This window comes from Klebsiella sp. MISC125 (genome assembly GCF_051131775.1).
Classification (GTDB): Bacteria; Pseudomonadota; Gammaproteobacteria; order Enterobacterales; family Enterobacteriaceae; genus Klebsiella.
The window spans coordinates 4,293,019-4,309,257 of sequence record NZ_CP180448.1 but is presented as its reverse complement, the minus strand read 5'-3'; the positions used below and the strand labels follow the sequence as shown (position 1 = coordinate 4,309,257).

At 57.4% G+C, this 16,239-nt stretch carries 13 protein-coding genes and 1 pseudogene; 7 read left to right on the top strand and 7 right to left on the bottom strand.

All coding sequences use genetic code 11. The annotated features are described in order from the left end of the window. The first annotated feature begins 9 nt into the window (after positions 1 to 9). The 3 genes from ACMYSL_RS20325 to araD are packed head-to-tail and all read left to right on the top strand — an operon-like array spanning position 10 to position 3,069. Positions 10 to 1,488 carry an FGGY-family carbohydrate kinase gene (locus ACMYSL_RS20325; protein ID WP_434659756.1) on the top strand — a complete coding sequence of 493 codons (1,479 nt, stop codon included), beginning with the start codon at positions 10 to 12 and terminating at the stop codon, positions 1,486 to 1,488. Then, on the top strand, positions 1,485 to 2,384 hold the full coding sequence (locus ACMYSL_RS20320; protein ID WP_434659755.1) for an L-ribulose-5-phosphate 3-epimerase: 900 nt from the start codon (positions 1,485 to 1,487) through the stop codon (positions 2,382 to 2,384). Before ACMYSL_RS20325 ends, ACMYSL_RS20320 begins: the two co-directional genes overlap by 4 nt. Continuing rightward, positions 2,374 to 3,069 (top strand): L-ribulose-5-phosphate 4-epimerase, encoded by a 696-nt coding sequence (gene araD / locus ACMYSL_RS20315; protein WP_434659754.1) that lies wholly within the window; start codon positions 2,374 to 2,376, stop codon positions 3,067 to 3,069. The genes ACMYSL_RS20320 and araD overlap by 11 nt, the downstream gene beginning before the upstream one ends. Positions 3,070 to 3,395: 326 nt before the next feature. Here araD and kdpE read toward each other — a convergent pair whose 3' ends face one another. From kdpE to kdpF, 6 genes are read right to left on the bottom strand one after another with little or no spacing between them, the layout of a single operon-like run. Beyond that, positions 3,396 to 4,073, bottom strand: coding sequence for a two-component system response regulator KdpE (kdpE, locus tag ACMYSL_RS20310; RefSeq protein ID WP_182237224.1), 678 nt, complete (start codon positions 4,071 to 4,073; stop codon positions 3,396 to 3,398). After that, positions 4,070 to 6,757 carry a two-component system sensor histidine kinase KdpD gene (kdpD, locus tag ACMYSL_RS20305; protein ID WP_434659753.1) on the bottom strand — a complete coding sequence of 896 codons (2,688 nt, stop codon included), beginning with the start codon at positions 6,755 to 6,757 and terminating at the stop codon, positions 4,070 to 4,072. The genes kdpE and kdpD overlap by 4 nt, the downstream gene beginning before the upstream one ends. A gap of 1 nt (position 6,758) precedes the next feature. After that, entirely contained in the window at positions 6,759 to 7,334 is a 576-nt protein-coding gene (kdpC, locus tag ACMYSL_RS20300) for a potassium-transporting ATPase subunit KdpC (protein ID WP_434659752.1), read from the bottom strand. Between the two features lie 10 nt (positions 7,335 to 7,344). Next, entirely contained in the window at positions 7,345 to 9,393 is a 2,049-nt protein-coding gene (gene kdpB, locus ACMYSL_RS20295; protein ID WP_434659751.1) for a potassium-transporting ATPase subunit KdpB, read from the bottom strand. A gap of 21 nt (positions 9,394 to 9,414) precedes the next feature. After that, entirely contained in the window at positions 9,415 to 11,094 is a 1,680-nt protein-coding gene (gene kdpA, locus ACMYSL_RS20290) for a potassium-transporting ATPase subunit KdpA (RefSeq protein WP_434659750.1), read from the bottom strand. Further along, complete coding sequence (gene kdpF, locus ACMYSL_RS20285) at positions 11,094 to 11,183, bottom strand: K(+)-transporting ATPase subunit F (RefSeq protein WP_049250631.1); 90 nt, start codon at positions 11,181 to 11,183, stop codon at positions 11,094 to 11,096. Before kdpF ends, kdpA begins: the two co-directional genes overlap by 1 nt. Before the next feature lie 309 nt (positions 11,184 to 11,492). On the opposite strand from kdpF, the gene ACMYSL_RS20280 reads away from it, so the two are divergent. The 3 genes and pseudogenes from ACMYSL_RS20280 (at position 11,493) to phrB (ending at position 13,762) form a co-directional block, all read left to right on the top strand. After that, the gene (locus ACMYSL_RS20280) at positions 11,493 to 11,699 is read left to right on the top strand and encodes a YbfA family protein (protein ID WP_110277323.1); all 207 of its coding nucleotides are present in this window, start codon (positions 11,493 to 11,495) and stop codon (positions 11,697 to 11,699) included. A 137-nt stretch (positions 11,700 to 11,836) separates the two neighbouring features. Continuing rightward, a pseudogene (locus tag ACMYSL_RS20275) lies at positions 11,837 to 12,295 on the top strand (DUF1722 domain-containing protein); the annotation flags it as partial. 24 nt (positions 12,296 to 12,319) lie between these two features. Then, a complete protein-coding gene (phrB, locus tag ACMYSL_RS20270) occupies positions 12,320 to 13,762 on the top strand; it encodes a deoxyribodipyrimidine photo-lyase (RefSeq protein ID WP_434659749.1) in 1,443 nt (480 codons plus the stop codon). On the opposite strand, the gene dtpD is transcribed toward phrB, so the two are convergent. Next, positions 13,731 to 15,212 (bottom strand): dipeptide permease DtpD, encoded by a 1,482-nt coding sequence (gene dtpD / locus ACMYSL_RS20265; RefSeq protein ID WP_434659748.1) that lies wholly within the window; start codon positions 15,210 to 15,212, stop codon positions 13,731 to 13,733. The two genes, phrB and dtpD, sit on opposite strands and share 32 nt — an antisense overlap. Positions 15,213 to 15,482: 270 nt before the next feature. Here dtpD and ACMYSL_RS20260 point away from each other — a divergent pair, with 270 nt between their 5' ends. Beyond that, complete coding sequence (locus ACMYSL_RS20260; protein WP_110277319.1) at positions 15,483 to 16,226, top strand: type 2 GTP cyclohydrolase I; 744 nt, start codon at positions 15,483 to 15,485, stop codon at positions 16,224 to 16,226. Positions 16,227 to 16,239 lie beyond the last annotated feature (13 nt).

Below are 16,239 nucleotides of genomic sequence, written 5' to 3'. Positions count from 1 at the left end.
TGAAGGGATATGAATTTTATCGGAGTCGATATCGGCGGGACGGTGACCAAAGCCGGTATCTATAATGAACTAGGGCAAGAGATCCACGTCGCGTCGCAATATGCGCAGGTGTTATCCGAACAGCCGGGTTTTACCGAGCGAAATATGCATGAGCTTTGGGATACCGTATGTAACGTGATTAAAAAAGTGATGTATGAAAGCCAGGTGCCACCGTTAAGTATTGGCGGGATCGGTTTTTCCTCGCACGGTAAGGGGCTTTACGCGATTGATAAAAAAGGCGAGCCGGTACGCAATGGGATTATTTCATCTGATACCCGGGCGCTTGAGTTTGTCAAAAAATGGTACCGCGAAGGTATCGACAAACTGGCCTATCCAAAAGGATTGCAGCAGCTGTGGACCGGACATCCGGTGTCGCTGCTGGCGTGGCTAAAAGAGTATGAGCCGGCCAATTACGACAAAATTGATGCCGTTTTGATGGTCCACGACTACATCCGTTTCCGCCTGACCGGCGAAGCGACGGCAGAAATCACCAATATTTCCGGCAGTAATTTTTATAACCAGTTTACCTCCCGCTACGACAGCGACATGATGGCGCTTTTTGGTATTGAGGAAGTGGTGGATAAAACCGCGCCGGTGGTGAACTCAACGGATTGCGTGGGTCACATTACCCTGCAGGCATCACTGGACTGCGGGTTGTGTCCTGGCACGCCGGTTTTTGGCGGCTTTTTCGATGTGGTTGCCTCCGCCGTTTCTTCGGGGATTGATCGGGCCGATACCCTCAGTGCGGTAGCCGGTACCTGGAGTATTGCCACCTCGGTGACGGATAATATTATTGCCAGCGACTTTCCCTATATCTGGGGGAAATATTGTATTCCGGGGAAATATTTTGTTCATGAAGGCAGCCCTACCTCGGCAAGTAATCTCTCCTGGTTTGTGAAACAGTTCTTTCCTGACGATGACCGCTGCTATGAGCATTTCGAAAGCTGGATTGCAGAAGATACCGACAGCAATCTGGTCTTTTTACCGTATCTGTTTGGTTCCAATCTGGCGATGGATCTCCCCGGTGCGCTGGTCGGCCTGGCGGGTCATCACACCAAAAAAGACATTATTGCGGCCATCTATCGCGGGATCGTCTTTTCCCACCTGGTGCACCAGGACCGCATTATTGAACTCAATCAGGATATTCAAAAAATCCGCTTCACCGGCGGCCCGAGCCAGTCGAAAGGCTGGACGCAGATGTACGCCGATGCCTCCAACCTCCCTCTGGAAGTGGTGGATATTGAACAGGCCGGATGTCGCGCGGCTGCACTGTGCGCGGCTGCCGGAACCGGTGCCTATGCCAACTTCAGCGAAGCTATCCAGGCGACGCAGCCGGAAGTCGTTTGTTACCAGCCGGATGCCAAACGACATCAGCAGCTGCGCGAAGGCTATGACCGCTACTTGCAGGTCGCACAGAGCCTGGCCAATGCGACGGGAGCTGCGCGATGAAACCCAGACTTGGTATTTACGAAAAAGCGCTGCCCGCTGCGCTGGACTGGTCAAAACGCTTCGAACTGGCAGCAAATCTGGAGTTTGATTTCCTCGAAATCTCAGTCGATGAGAGTCCGGAACGCCAGGCCCGACTGCGCTGGAATCGGGGCCAGAGGCTGGCGTTCGTTGCCGACAAAATCAACAGCGGCATCGATGTGCCGAGCATGTGCCTCTCCGCGCATCGCAGCCATCCTTTTGGCAGCGTCAACCGTGACACCCGGCTAAAGGCGCGCGAACTGATGCTTGATGCGCTGGACTTTGCTAGCCACGTTGGGATCCGCAATATCCAACTGGCAGGCTATGACGTTTACTACGAATCCTCCTCCGCGCAAACTCGCGAATATTTTATTGAAGGGATTAACTGGGCGGTGGCTGAAGCGGCGAAGGCGCAAATCATGTTGTCGATGGAGATCATGGACACCGCCTTTATGAGCAATATCTCCCGCTGGCTGGATCTGGAGCGCAAGGTATGTAGCCCGTGGTTCTGCGTCTATCCGGACGTTGGCAACCTAAGCGCGTGGCAAAACGATGTTCCTGAAGAGTTGAGTAAGGGTATTCATAAAATCAGCGCCATCCATTTGAAAGACACCCAGCCCGTTTCACACGCCTCGCTGGGGCAGTTCCGCGATGTGCCGTTCGGCACCGGCTGCGTGGATTTCATCGAGACCTTCCGCTCGCTTGCCGCGCTGAACTATCGCGGCGCATGGTTGATTGAGATGTGGGCCAAAAATGACGGGCTGGATAGCGAGAGAATTGCCGAGGCCAAAGCGTGGTTAACGGATAAATACCAGCAGGGTTTTCTTGCCCCGCAGTATGAAGTTAATGTGAATTCAGGAGTGAAGTATGCTGGATAAACTCAAGCAGACGGTTCTTGACGCCAATCTGGCGCTGCCGAAATTTAATCTTGTCACCTTTACCTGGGGCAACGTCAGCGGCATCGATCGCGACGCGGGGCTGGTGGTGATTAAGCCTTCCGGCGTGGAATATGATGTGATGTCGGCTGACGATATGGTGGTGGTTGAACTGGCGACCGGGCGAGTGGTGGAAGGGCGCTATAAACCCTCATCCGATACCCCGACGCATCTTGAACTGTATAAAGCGTTTAGCGGCGTGGGCGGGATCGTGCATACCCATTCGCGCCACGCGACGATTTGGGCGCAGTCGGGCAGGCCGCTGCTGGCGATGGGGACGACGCATGCGGACTATTTTTATGGGCCGATACCCTGTACCCGTCCCTTGAGCGATGATGAAATTCGCGGCGATTATGAAACCAATACCGGTTATGTGATGATTGAAACGTTCAGGAAGCAGGATATCGAACCGCTCAGCGTGCCTGCCGCGCTGGTGCATGGTCACGGCCCTTTTGCGTGGGGAAAAGATCCGGCGAATGCAGTGCATAATGCGGTGGTGCTGGAAGAGATTGCCTACATGAATATGTGGACCCGGCAGTTGGTGAGCGAGGAGCAGCCGGTATCTACGACGCTGCTGGATAAGCACTATTTACGTAAGCATGGGGCAGGAGCCTATTACGGGCAATAATCGTGGGAATCTCCCGGAGGCGACGCGATGCGCCTGTCCGGGCTACCTGATCGGCAGACGGCGTTGAATCCGTAGCCCGGCCAAGTGCAGCGCCGCCGGGTTGAACCCCCGGAGGCGACGCGATGCGCCTGTCCGGGCTACCTGATCGGCAGACGGCGTTGAATCCGTAGCCCGGCCAAGTGCAGCGCCGCCGGGTTGAACCCCCGGAGGCGGCGTGATGCGCCTGTCCGGGCAACCTGATCGCCAGACGGCGGTGAACCCGTAGCCCGGCCAAGCGCAGCGCCGCCGGGAAACAATCGACACGCGATCGCAACCTGGGGCAACGGCTACGGCATAAACCGGTAGCCGATCCCCGTTTCGGTCAGCAAATGCTGCGGTCGCGCCGGGTCAACCTCCAGCTTTTGCCGCAGGTGTCCCATATAAATCCGCAGATAGTGGCTGTGCTCCACCGCATTCGGTCCCCAAACCTGATTGAGCAACTGACGCTGGGTCAGCACCTTACCGGGATTATTCAACAGCACCGCCAGCAGGCGAAACTCAATTGGCGTCAGATGGATCTCTTCGTCGCCACGTACGATGCGGCGGGCGGGAATATCAACTTCGATATTGGCAAAGCGCACCAGCGGCTCGTCGGCCTGAGCGCCAGCATGGCGGCGCAGCGCCACGCGTAAACGCGCCTGTAGCTCGCCAATACCAAAAGGTTTACTCAGATAGTCATCGGCACCGGCGTCGAGAGCGGCGATTTTATCCAGCTCCTCGGTGCGCGCCGACAGCACGATAATCGGCATTTGGCTCCACTGGCGAACCTCGCGAATAAACGCGTTGCCGTCACCATCGGGCAGACCAAGATCGAGAATGACTAAATCCGGCTTGCGGGTGGCGGCCTCAATCAGCCCGCGTTGCAGCGTTTCCGCTTCAAATACCCGCATGCCGTCGGCTTCCAGCGCGGTGCGCAGAAAGCGGCGGATAGCGTTTTCGTCTTCGATGATCAAAACGTTAATCACATTTCCTCGGCTAACTCTTTCAGTTCAGGGGGCGCTTCTCGCGGCAGTGTAACACGGAAACAGGCACCGCCTTCCTGACGCGTCGCGCCGCTGATCGTCCCGCCGTGGACTTCGACAATGGCCTCACAAATCGCCAGCCCCAGGCCGACGCCGGGAATTGCCGACTCCTTATTGCCGCGGGCGAACTTATCAAAGATAGCCTGTTCCTGCCCCGCTGGGATACCGGGCCCGTTATCCCACACCTCCAGAAACAAATTATGCGGGTCGGTATGCGCCGCAATGCCGATTTGTGCTTGCGGCCCGGCGTATTTCACCGCATTTTCCAGCAGATTAATTAGCACCCGTTCAAATAGCGGCCCGTCGACGTGCACCAGCAGCAGCGGATCCGGCAGCGCAAGCTGAATATGCCGCCCGCCGAGTCCCGGCTCCAGCATACGCAAAGCGCTGCCGACCACCTCTTCCAGGGTTAACCACTCTTTATGCAAATTAAAGCCGCCGGACTGGATCCGCGCCATATCGAGCAGATTATTGACCAGCCGGGTGGTGTTCAGCACATGCTGGCGAATCTCATTGGCCTGCGGGGCATGTTTCGAACCCTCGCTGGCGAGATCGAGCGTCAGGATCTCCGCCTGACCAAACAGCACCGTCAGCGGGGTGCGCAAATCATGTGACAGCGCCGCCAGCAGCGAGTTGCGCAGGCTTTCGCGTTCGCTGCTCAGCCGAGCCTGCTCTTCGCTGGCGGTTAACGTCAGCCGCTCCAGCGCGCTGGCAACCAGCAGGGTGAAGGTTTCCAGCAGACGCTGTTGTTCGGGGATCATGAGCTGGCGCAAATTATCCGGTTCTACCACCAGCAATCCCCAGGTACGGGCGGCGCTTTTTAGCGGCAGAATCTGATAGGGCACGCCGGGCAGGGTGTCGGTACCGGCTCCGGCGGGCTGGCCTTTATCGAAGCTCCAGCGGGCAATGGCGTCATCCCAGGTGATGGCTGCGGTTTGCTGGGTTAGCGGCGAGAGCCTTCCGGCATCATCGGGTAGCAGCAGCTGGCTGCGCGCCTGAAACGTCGAGGCAATAAATCGCTCGCTGGTGGTGGCGATATCCTCATGGCTGCGGCCCACCGCCAGCGCTTTTGACATTTCGTAAAGATGACGGGTGCGTCGTTCGCGATAGCGTGCCACACGCGCCTGATAACGCACGCCAGCGGTTAGGTTGCCGATAAGCAGTCCGACGGTCAGCATCACGCCAAAAGTCAGCAGATACTGCACATCGGAAACCGCCAGCGTACCGCGCGGCGCAACAAAGAACAGGTCAAAGCTGACCACGTTAATCACCGTCGCCAGTACCGACGGCCAACGGCCATACACGAGGGCGATAATCACCACCCCGAGCAGATACAGCATCACCAGGTTGGCGGCTTCGAAGGCCATTAGCCACTGCATCGCGACGACGGTAATGACCGCGCACAGCGCGATGGCGACCACGCAGCCCTGAACCTGCAAACGCCATTTTTCCATCGCCGTGCGGCCATCGCTGGCGCGAGCGGGCAGAGGGGCGGTTTTTTCATCCAACGCGATGACGACCAGATCGAGATCCGGCGCGTGCCGGGCCAGGCGATCGGCGAAACCGCTGCGATCCCACCAGCGTCTTTTTTGCTGGCGGCCAATCACTATTTTGCCGAGGTTATGCTCGCGGGCGTAGTGCAGAACGGCCTTCTCTTCCGAAGGGTCGGATAAGGTGGCAGTTTCGGCCCCCAGCTCCTGCGCCAGCCGGAGCGCCGCAAGAATCGCCCGCCGTTTGGCTTCCGGCAGCCGGTGCAGAGAGGGGGTTTCAACGTAAACTGCATGCCAGACGCTGCCCAGGCGAGCCGCCAGTCGGGCGGCAGCGCGAACCAGCTTTTCGCTGCCGGTATTGTGGCCAATGCACAGCAAAATGGCGTCGCGGGTGTGCCAGACCTTTTCCTGACCCTGGCGGTCGCGCCAGGCGCGCATCTGCTCATCAACCCGATCGGCGGTGCGGCGCAACGCCAGCTCGCGCAGGGCAATCAGGTTGCCCTTGCGAAAGAAGTTCTCAATTGCCCGCTCGGCCTGACCGCCGATATAGACTTTTCCTTCATTAAGCCGCTGGCGCAGATCGTCGGGGGGAAGGTCAACCAGCACCACATCGTCGGCGGCGTCAAAAAACGGGTCGGGGACGGTTTCGCGGACCTGTACGCCGGTGATGCCGCTGACCACGTCGTTAAGGCTTTCCAGATGCTGGACGTTGACGGTAGTAAAAACGTCAATGCCGGCTTCGAGCAGCTCTTCAACGTCCTGCCAGCGTTTAGGATGCCGCGAGCCGGGCGCGTTGCTGTGCGCCAGTTCATCCACCAGGATCAGCGCCGGACGGCGGGCCAGCGCGCCATCAAGGTCAAACTCTTTAACGTAGCGCCCACGATGGGAAAGGCGGCGCAGGGGAAGGGTGCTCAGCCCCTCAAGCATCGCCGCCGTCTCTTTACGCCCATGGGTTTCCGCCACGCCAACCAGAATATCCAGCCCCTGGGCGCGCAGCCGCTGCGCTTCCGCCAGCATTGCCCAGGTTTTACCCACCCCCGCGCAGGCGCCAAAAAATACCTTCAGTTTTCCGCGATGCGCAGAGGCGGTGTGTTGTAACAGGCGGTCAGGGTCCGGACGCAGCGGCTCGTCACTCATTTCACTTATCCTTCAGGGCATCCAGCGACATATTCAGCTGCAGTATATTTACCACAGGTTGGCCGAGAAAACTGAGCAACGGTTTTTGCGTTGCCTCATTAACCAACTGGCTCACCTGTTCAACGCTGAGCTGTCGTGCTTTGGCGACGCGAGGTACCTGCCACAGCGCGGCGGCCGGGGTCAGGCTGTAATCCAGCCCGCTCGCTGAAGCGGTCACCAGTTCAACCGGTACCGTCGGATTCGCATCCGGGTTGGCGTCGCGCAGGGCCTGCACCCGTTCGCTGATGGCTTTATCCAGCGCCGGATTGCTGGCGGCAAGGTTGCTGCCGCCGGAAGCCAACGGGTTATCCGCTACCTCCGCCGTCGCGGAAGGGCGGCCCTGGAAATAGCCCGCAGCGGTAAAGTTCTGCCCGATCAAGCGGGAACCACGCACTTCGCCTTCAATGCGCACTAGCGAGCCGTTGGCCTGCTGCGGAAACCACCACTGTCCCAGCGCGGTGGTTAATAGCGGATAGACGCCGCCGGTGATGAGCGTCAACAGAATAAAAAGTACAAGGGCCGGACGAATTATTGACATGATTATCTCCTTACAGCAGCCCGGTCAGGGTCAGTAACAGGTCGATGGCTTTGATACCAATAAACGGCACCAGCAGCCCGCCGAGACCGTAGACCCACAGATTACGGCGCAGCATCGCCGAGGCCGACAGCGGCTTATAGCTCACGCCTTTCAGCGCCAGCGGGATCAGAAAGACGATAATCAGCGCGTTAAAAATCACCGCGCTTAAAATCGCCGAGGAGGGCGAGTGCAGATGCATCACGTTAAGCATCGCCAGCGGTGGATAGACGGCGGCAAACGCGGCCGGAATAATGGCGAAATATTTCGCCACGTCGTTGGCGATACTGAAGGTGGTTAAAGAGCCACGGGTCATCAACATCTGTTTGCCGATATGCACCACTTCAATCAATTTGGTCGGGTTGGAGTCGAGGTCAACCATGTTGCCAGCCTCTTTTGCCGCTTGGGTGCCGGAGTTCATCGCCACCGCCACGTCGGCCTGCGCCAGCGCCGGGGCATCGTTGGTACCGTCACCGGTCATCGCCACCAGTCGCCCTTCGGATTGATACTGGCGGATCAGCGCCAGCTTGGCTTCCGGCGTGGCTTCGGCAAGGAAGTCGTCCACTCCGGCCTCTGCGGCAATGGCGGCGGCGGTCAGGCGGTTATCGCCAGTGATCATCACCGTTTTAATCCCCATTTTGCGCAGTTGAGCAAAACGCTCTTTAATGCCGCCTTTGACGATATCTTTGAGTGAAATAATTCCCAGCACCCGCTCGCCTTCGGCAACCACCAGCGGCGTTGCGCCGAGGCGTGCGACCTCTTCAACCTGTTTTTCGACATCGGCCGGGAAGTGACCGCCGTTGGCTTCCACGTGGCGACGAATGGCATCCACCGAACCTTTGCGGATCATGCGTTGGTCGATGTTGATACCGCTCATCCGGGTCTGGGCGGTAAACGGCACGAAGGTGGCGTGCAGTGATTGCAGATCGCGCTCGCGCAGATTAAAGCGCTGCTTCGCCAGTACCACGATACTGCGGCCTTCCGGGGTTTCATCTGCCAGCGAAGAGAGCTGGGCGGCATCGGCAAGGGTTTTTTCCTCCACGCCCTGGGCGGGCAGGAACGCTGAGGCCTGGCGGTTGCCAAGGGTGATGGTACCGGTTTTGTCCAACAGCAGCACGTCAACATCACCCGCCGCTTCTACCGCGCGCCCGCTGGTGGCGATCACGTTAGCGCCGAGCATCCGGCTCATCCCGGCGACGCCGATGGCCGACAGCAGGCCGCCGATGGTGGTGGGGATCAGGCACACCAGCAGCGCCACCAGTACCGTGACGCTCACCGCGTTACCGCTCCAGGCGGAGAAGGGCCAGATGGTGGCGGTGGCTAACAGGAACACAATCGTCAGGGCGATCAGTAGGATCGTCAGCGCGATTTCGTTTGGCGTTTTGCGACGCTGGGCCCCCTCAACCATAGCGATCATCCGGTCAAGGAAGGTTTCGCCGGGGTTAACGCTACAGCGGATCACCAGCCAGTCGGAAAGAATACGCGTCCCGCCGGTCACCGAGGCGAAGTCGCCGCCAGATTCACGGATAACCGGCGCTGATTCGCCGGTTATGGCGCTTTCATCTACCGACGCGCCGCCTTCGAGAACTTCGCCATCGCAGGGAATAATATCCCCCGCCTCGACCAGCACCACGTCGCCTTTGCGTAGCTCTTCGGCGGGTACGTGATCAATTTGCGCATCGTGCTGTGGGGCGCGTAGCTTGCGGGCAAACGAGGTCTTTTGTACCCCTTTAAGGCTATTGGCCTGCGCTTTACTGCGGCCTTCGGCCATCGCTTCGGCGAAGTTGGCAAACAATACGGTGAACCACAGCCAGATACTGACAGTGGCGGTAAACCCGGCGTTACCCGCGATCTGCCCGCTGGCCATGGCGATGGCGAGCAGGGTGGTTAACAAGCTGCCAATCCAGACGATAAACATCACCGGGTTACGCCACTGTACTGACGGGCTAAGTTTTTTCACTGCGTCCAGCAGCGCCTGGCGCACCAGCGTCGGCTCCAGCAGGGCTAATGGTTTGCGACTCATAACAGGTTGCTCCGCAATCGCTTAAAGTAAGGAAAAGTGTTCCGCCAGCGGGCCGAGTGCCAGCGCGGGAATAAAGGTCAGCGCGCCAACCAGCAGTACGGTGCCGATCAGCAGGCCGATAAACAGCACGTCATGCGTGGCGAGCGTACCGGTACCGGTGGGCTGAATTTTCTTGTTCACCAGCGAACCGGCAATCGCCATCACTGGGATAATGACCGCGAAGCGACCGACCAGCATGCAGAATGCCAGCAGCAGATTCCAGAACGGCGTTGCTGCGCTTAAGCCACCGAAGGCGCTGCCGTTGTTATTCGCCGCTGAGGTGACGGCGTATAGCACTTCGCTGAAACCGTGCGGACCGGGGTTAAACATCCCCGCGCGCCCGGCCTCGGTCATCATCGCCAGCGCTGTGCCGAGCAGCACCAGCGTTGGCGTAACCAGAATGGCCAGCGCAATCATCTTCATTTCGCGGACATCGATTTTCTTACCGAGGTACTCTGGTGTGCGGCCAATCATCAGCCCGGCGATAAATACCGCCAGCATGACGAACAGCAGCATGCCGTATAGTCCCGAGCCAACGCCGCCGAACACCACTTCGCCAATCTGCATTAACCACATTGGCACCATCCCGCCCAGTGCGGTAAAGGAGTCATGCATCGCGTTGACCGCCCCGCAGGAGGCGGCGGTAGTGACCACGGCGAACAGGCTACTGGCGAGAATACCGAAGCGGCTCTCTTTGCCTTCCATATTTAGACTGCTGTCGGCACCAAGGCTTAACAAGTGCGGGTTGCCGCGAGTTTCGGCCCACATGACGACCGCCACGCAGACGATAAAGATAAGCGTCATTGCCCACAGAATTGCCCGTCCCTGACGGCGGTCGCCCACTACCTCACCGAAGGCAAAACACAGCGCCGCCGGGATCAAAAAGATCGCCAGCATCTGCACCATGTTGGTCAGCGCGGTCGGGTTTTCAAACGGGTGCGCCGAGTTGGCGTTAAAGAAGCCGCCGCCGTTGGTACCGAGCATTTTAATCGCTTCCTGCGAGGCGACCGGCCCCATCGGCAGCATCTGGCGTACCCCTTCCAGCGAGGTAAAACCCTGATACGGCGCGAAGCTCTGCGGCACACCCTGCTGAATAAAGAACAGCGCAATCAGCAGTGAAATGGGCAGCAGCAGCCAGAGGGTGATGCGAGTCAGATCGACCCAGGCATTGCCAAGCGTGCTGACTTTTTGCCGGGCGTAAGCGCGGGTAAGCGCAAAGACCACCGCGATGCCGGTGGCAGCGGAGAGGAAGTTTTGTACTGCCAGCCCCGCCATTTGGCTGAGGTAGCTCATGGTGGCTTCCCCGCCGTAGGCCTGCCAGTTGGTGTTGCTGACAAAGCTCACTGCCGTATTCAGCGCCAGATCCCAGGACAAGCCGGGCAGATGCTGCGGATTAAGCGGCAGGGAGCCCTGGAACATCAGCAACGCAAACAGCGCCACCAGACCCAGCGCGTTAAACAGCAGGATGGCGAGTAAGTATTGATACCAGTTCATCTCCTGCGAACGAATGCCCGCAGCCCGCCATAATCCGCGTTCTATACCGGCAAGTCCCGGTAACGGGACATCGTTGATCATGGTCGCCAGCGCTGTTCCCAGCGGACGAGCCAGGAGCATCAGCAGCAGAATAAAGCTCACGATGAGTAAAAATCCTTGAGCGGCCATCAGAATGCCTCCGCGTGTATCAGGGCATAAACCAGATAAACCAGCAACAGGAACACCAGCGCTACGCCAGCGATTACGCCTGCAGTCACAATCCACCTCCGGGTGTCTTTTTGATTTACGAGGAGGATAGGAAGTCGGGCGCAAAGATTTCGCAAAAATTAGCTGCAAGGGTGTAAAAAAAATATAAAAATCACCAATCCCTTAATTTAACTAATGGTTAGTATTATTTTAACTTTTATGTAACTAAGTTACCGGGTGAATGTAAATAAAGGCTAAATAAGTGCTTTTTAGTGGTCGGATGAGTAGTAAAATTACAGCCAAAGCGGTACTATTTTAACCAGAGACACATTGATACTTTACCGGCGTTGATTGCCGGCCTGACAAAGGGGAGAGAAATTATGGCGTTGTACAAAACTTATCCTGCTCACGTAATCTTCGCGCGTCGCACTTTCGCCGTTGTGGCTGGCGTGGCGGCGCTTCCGGTGATGTTGTTCTGGAAAGATCGTGCCCGTTTTTACAGCTGGCTGCACCGCGTGTGGTCAAAAACCAGCGACCAGCCGGTATGGATGGCGCAGGCGGAAAAAGCCTCCGCAGATTTTTACTGATATCCACATATCGTCTGAACGCTGTAAGCCGCCGGTTTCCCCCGGCGGTTTTTTTTGCCTGTTGTGGCTTACACTTATTACTTCTGATGATACAAGGAGAAGTGATGAGCGACACCTGGCTGGAAGACGATAGCAAAACCCGTATTTACACCTTACGTGAACTGGATAATCTGCGTCGCGATGGGCTGACCCGGGGCAAACTGGTGGATTTTCATAGCCGCTACAAGCTGATATTGCTGGCGCATTCACAGCCGGAATACCGGCAGATTGGCCCTTTTGTGGCAGCCATGGCCGACTGGTCTTCGCTGGACGCCTTCTTTGACGCCTATCGTGAGTGTCTGGTGACGCTACTGGCTCATCCCTCCACCCGGCAAAACCATACTAATGTGCTCATGCACGTTCAGGGTTATTTCCGCGAACATCTCACTGCCCAACAGAAGCAGGCGTTGACTGCACTTATCGACGACTATCGTTTGGGAAAAGAGCCGCTGCTTGCGCCGGTGAATCAGCTCAAACACTATATGGCCGAATTTCCGGACGCTTATCTCTCCGGCCAGCGCTACTTCACCGGCTGGCCGCAAGCGCTGGACGAATAAAAAATCACTGATTGCAGGAGTTTTATGGCCACCCATCTGGTCTGGTTTCGCGCGGACTTGCGCGTTCACGATAACCTGGCGCTTGCTGCTGCCTGTCGCGATCCTCATGCTCGCGTGGTGGCGTTGTTTATCGCCACGCCGGGACAATGGCGTCAGCACGGCATGGCGTCGCGTCAGGCGGCATTTATTGTCAGTCATCTTGATAGCTTACAAATGGCGCTGGCCGAGCGGGGGATCCCGCTGCTCATTGAACATGCGGAGGACTTCGCCGCCAGCGTGACGCTGCTATCTGAAGTCTGTAAGCAGCAGCAGGTCAGCCATCTTTTCTACAATTACCAGTATGAAATTAATGAACGCCAGCGCGATGCGTTAGTCGAGAAAAACTTACAAGGCGTGATATGTCAGGGCTTTGATGACAGTGTGCTGTTACCGCCCGGCAGCGTGCTGACCGGCAATCGCGAAATGTATAAGGTGTTTACACCGTTTAAAAATGCCTTTATTCGCCGCTTAAAGGAGGCGCTGCCGGAGTGCGTTGCTGCGCCGAAAGCCCGCGTCGGTGGGGCAATAGATTCAACGACTGAAGTGAAGTTAGACTATTCGCAGACACCGTTTGATAGCGACCTGTTTGCTGCGGATGAAAAAGCCGCTATCAATCAGCTACGCCGTTTTTGCCAGCAGAAGGCCGCCGATTATGATGAGCAGCGCGACCTTCCGGCCATCGAGGGGACCAGCCGACTGTCGCCGTGCCTGGCGGTCGGCGTGCTTTCACCGCGTCAGTGCCTGCATCGCCTGCTGGTGGAGCAGCCGCGAGCGCTGGAGGGGGAAGCGGGGGCGGTTTGGCTCAACGAACTTATCTGGCGCGAGTTTTATCGCCATCTGATGGTTTACTACCCGAATTTGTGTAAAGGACGACCTTTTATCGCCTGGACCGATAACGTGGCGTGGTTGGATGATAAATCCGCGCTGCAGGCCTGGCAGCGCGGGCAAACCGGTTTCCCGATCGTTGATGCCGCCATGCGTCAGCTTAATTCTACTGGGTGGATGCATAACCGCTTGCGGATGATTGTCGCCAGCTTCCTGGTGAAAGACCTGCGAATCGACTGGCGGTTGGGGGAGCGCTACTTTATCGAACAGCTGATTGATGGCGACCTGGCGGCGAACAATGGCGGCTGGCAGTGGGCGGCGTCAACCGGTACCGATGCTGCACCTTATTTCCGCATTTTTAACCCGACGACCCAGGGAGAGCGGTTTGATAAATCCGGGCAGTTTATTCGTCACTGGTTGCCGGAGCTGGCCAATGTACCGGAGAAAGCGGTGCATCAACCGTGGCTGTGGGCGGAGAAAAATGGCGTGATGCTGGATTACCCGCGCCCGATTGTCGATCACAAACAGGCGCGGCTGGAGACGCTGGCGGCCTGGGAGGCCGCCAGAGAACTTAAGACTCCAGCGCCAGGCGACGAGTCCTGACCTTCACAGAGTGGTACAGCCAGATAACCAGCACCAGGCCGACGCAGGCCAGCGAGCCCCAGGTTATCTGGCTGAACACCTCGATGTAGGCGTTAATGGAGTAGTTGACGGCTCCGGCGGCGTCGAACGAACCCTGCGAGGTTTGATCGGCAATTACCCCCGCCAGATAGTTGGCGATGGCCCCGGAGAGCAGCATATAGATGCCGGTCAGTACGCCGGTCACGCCGGGGATCTCAATACGGGTAATTTGCGACATCGCCACCGGGTCGATAAACAGCTCGGCGAAGCCCATTACCGCCAGCCCCAGCACCATCAGCGGCATTGAGGATTGCCCGTAAGCCGCCGACCAGCGCGCGCTCAGCGTCAGGATGCAAAAACCGGCGCTCATCAGGCCGAGGCCCAGCGCGAACTTGCCCCAGATACGCACGGTACGGTTGCCGTTGATATTCTCTTTCACCAACCACGCCAGCACGACCCCGCAGAGCATGACCGCAAAGGCGTTGACCGACTGGAACATCGCCGTCGGTATCTCGTAACTCATAAAATGGCGGTTCACAAAGCGGTCGATATACAGGCTAATTGAGCTGCCGCCCTGCTGCGCAAATGCCCAAAACAGCAGGCTGAAGCAGGTTAGCACCATAATCAGGCGCAGCTCTTTACGCTGTTTGGCAGTCTCTGCGCGCAGGTAGATACGCGCCAGAACCGTCAGGCCAATAATTGTCGCCACAATTAGCGCATACACCGACCACTCCTGCCAGAACAGCACGGTAATCAACAACGGCGCCGTGACCAGCAGTACCAGCAGCCAGGCCCAGTTTGGCAACACGAAATTCCGCGCCCGCAGCGCTTCGCGATTCACGCCCCGGGTGTGACGGAAGTGATGATTACCGCAAAGGAAAATGACCAGCCCGGCGATCATCCCGACCGCCGCCAGGGCGAAGCCCATTGCCCAACTGTACTCTTCCTGCACGTAGCCACAGGCAATTGGCGCAATGATCGACCCCACGTTACCCGCGGCATACATCAGCGAGAAGCCGCCATCGCGACGCGGATCGGTGGGTTCATACAGTTCGCCGAGCAGACAGCTGACGTTGGATTTAAACAGCCCGTAGCCGCAGACGATAATCGCCAGCGACAGATAAAGGAAGGTGGGAGCGACTTCGCTGGCCCCGAGCACCAGATGACCGACAGCCATCAACAGGGCGCCAATCATCACCGCCATGCGGTTGCCGAGCAGCTTATCGGCCAGAAAGCCGCCGAGAATAGGGGTAACGTAAACCAGAGAACAGTAGGCGCTGAACAGTTCGTACGCATGGTTATCGTTATACTTAAGCTGATTGGTGAGATACAAAATCAGCAGTGCGCGCATACCGTAAAAACTGAAGTATTCCCAGATTTGCAGCGCGACGACGTAATAAATCGCCCGCGGCTGTGAAGATGATGTGTTCATTTAACGTTCTGTCCTGCCATAAAAAGGAAAGTCGATCTTTCTGCATGAATAGCCATTAGCTAGTGATATTCATGGCCTTATAGGCTTTCTGGTTATTTAATATGCTGTAATAGTGCATAAATATACACGAATGCGCGAAGAGGGGAGTAGACAAATCGCGGGATTTTGCTAAAAGTCAAAACAGACCCCGAAGCGGCAGAACTATCGACGGAGCGGGCGGATAACGCTATGTTATTCCTTTGCATTACACGAAGACCTGATGGAGCGATAATGAAAAATAGCGAACTGGAACAACTGATTAATGAAAAACTGAATAGCGCGGCCATCAGCGATTACGCACCTAATGGGTTACAGGTGGAAGGGCGCGAGACGGTGCAAAAAATCGTGACCGGCGTGACCGCCAGCCAGGCGCTGCTTGATGAAGCCGTGCGCCTGGAGGCAGATGCGGTGATTGTTCATCATGGTTATTTCTGGAAAGGCGAATCGCCCATTATTCGTGGCATGAAGCGCAACCGTCTTAAAACGCTGTTGGCTAACGATATCAACCTCTATGGCTGGCACCTGCCGCTCGACGCTCACCCGGAACTGGGTAATAACGCTCAGTTGGCTTCATTACTTGGCATTAATGTGATGGGCGAAATCGAACCGCTGGTGCCGTGGGGCGAACTGTCGATGGCGGTATCCGGGCTGGAGCTGGCCTCGTGGATTGAAGCACGGCTGGGGCGTAAACCGCTGTGGAGCGGTGATACCGGGCCGGACAAAGTGACCCGCGTGGCGTGGTGCACCGGCGGCGGCCAGAGCTTTATCGATAGCGCGGCCCGTTTTGGCGTTGATGCGTTTATTACCGGTGAAGTTTCGGAGCAAACCATCCACTCGGCGCGCGAACAGGGGCTGCATTTCTATGCCGCCGGCCATCATGCCACCGAGCGCGGCGGTATTCGCGCGTTAAGCGAATGGTTGACGGAAAACACCGAACTGGATGTCACGTTTATTGATATTCCGAACCCGGCTTGATGAACGGAGGCAA

Coding starts and splice junctions, on each gene's coding strand:
- ACMYSL_RS20325 (WP_434659756.1), top strand. CDS start 10: ATGAATTTTATCGGAGTCGATATCGGCGGGACGGTGACCAAAGCCGGT.
- ACMYSL_RS20320 (WP_434659755.1), top strand. CDS start 1,485: ATGAAACCCAGACTTGGTATTTACGAAAAAGCGCTGCCCGCTGCGCTG.
- araD (WP_434659754.1), top strand. CDS start 2,374: ATGCTGGATAAACTCAAGCAGACGGTTCTTGACGCCAATCTGGCGCTG.
- kdpD (WP_434659753.1), bottom strand. CDS start 6,757: ATGAGTGACGAGCCGCTGCGTCCGGACCCTGACCGCCTGTTACAACAC.
- kdpC (WP_434659752.1), bottom strand. CDS start 7,334: ATGTCAATAATTCGTCCGGCCCTTGTACTTTTTATTCTGTTGACGCTC.
- kdpB (WP_434659751.1), bottom strand. CDS start 9,393: ATGAGTCGCAAACCATTAGCCCTGCTGGAGCCGACGCTGGTGCGCCAG.
- kdpA (WP_434659750.1), bottom strand. CDS start 11,094: ATGGCCGCTCAAGGATTTTTACTCATCGTGAGCTTTATTCTGCTGCTG.
- ACMYSL_RS20280 (WP_110277323.1), top strand. CDS start 11,493: ATGGCGTTGTACAAAACTTATCCTGCTCACGTAATCTTCGCGCGTCGC.
- phrB (WP_434659749.1), top strand. CDS start 12,320: ATGGCCACCCATCTGGTCTGGTTTCGCGCGGACTTGCGCGTTCACGAT.
- dtpD (WP_434659748.1), bottom strand. CDS start 15,212: ATGAACACATCATCTTCACAGCCGCGGGCGATTTATTACGTCGTCGCG.
- ACMYSL_RS20260 (WP_110277319.1), top strand. CDS start 15,483: ATGAAAAATAGCGAACTGGAACAACTGATTAATGAAAAACTGAATAGC.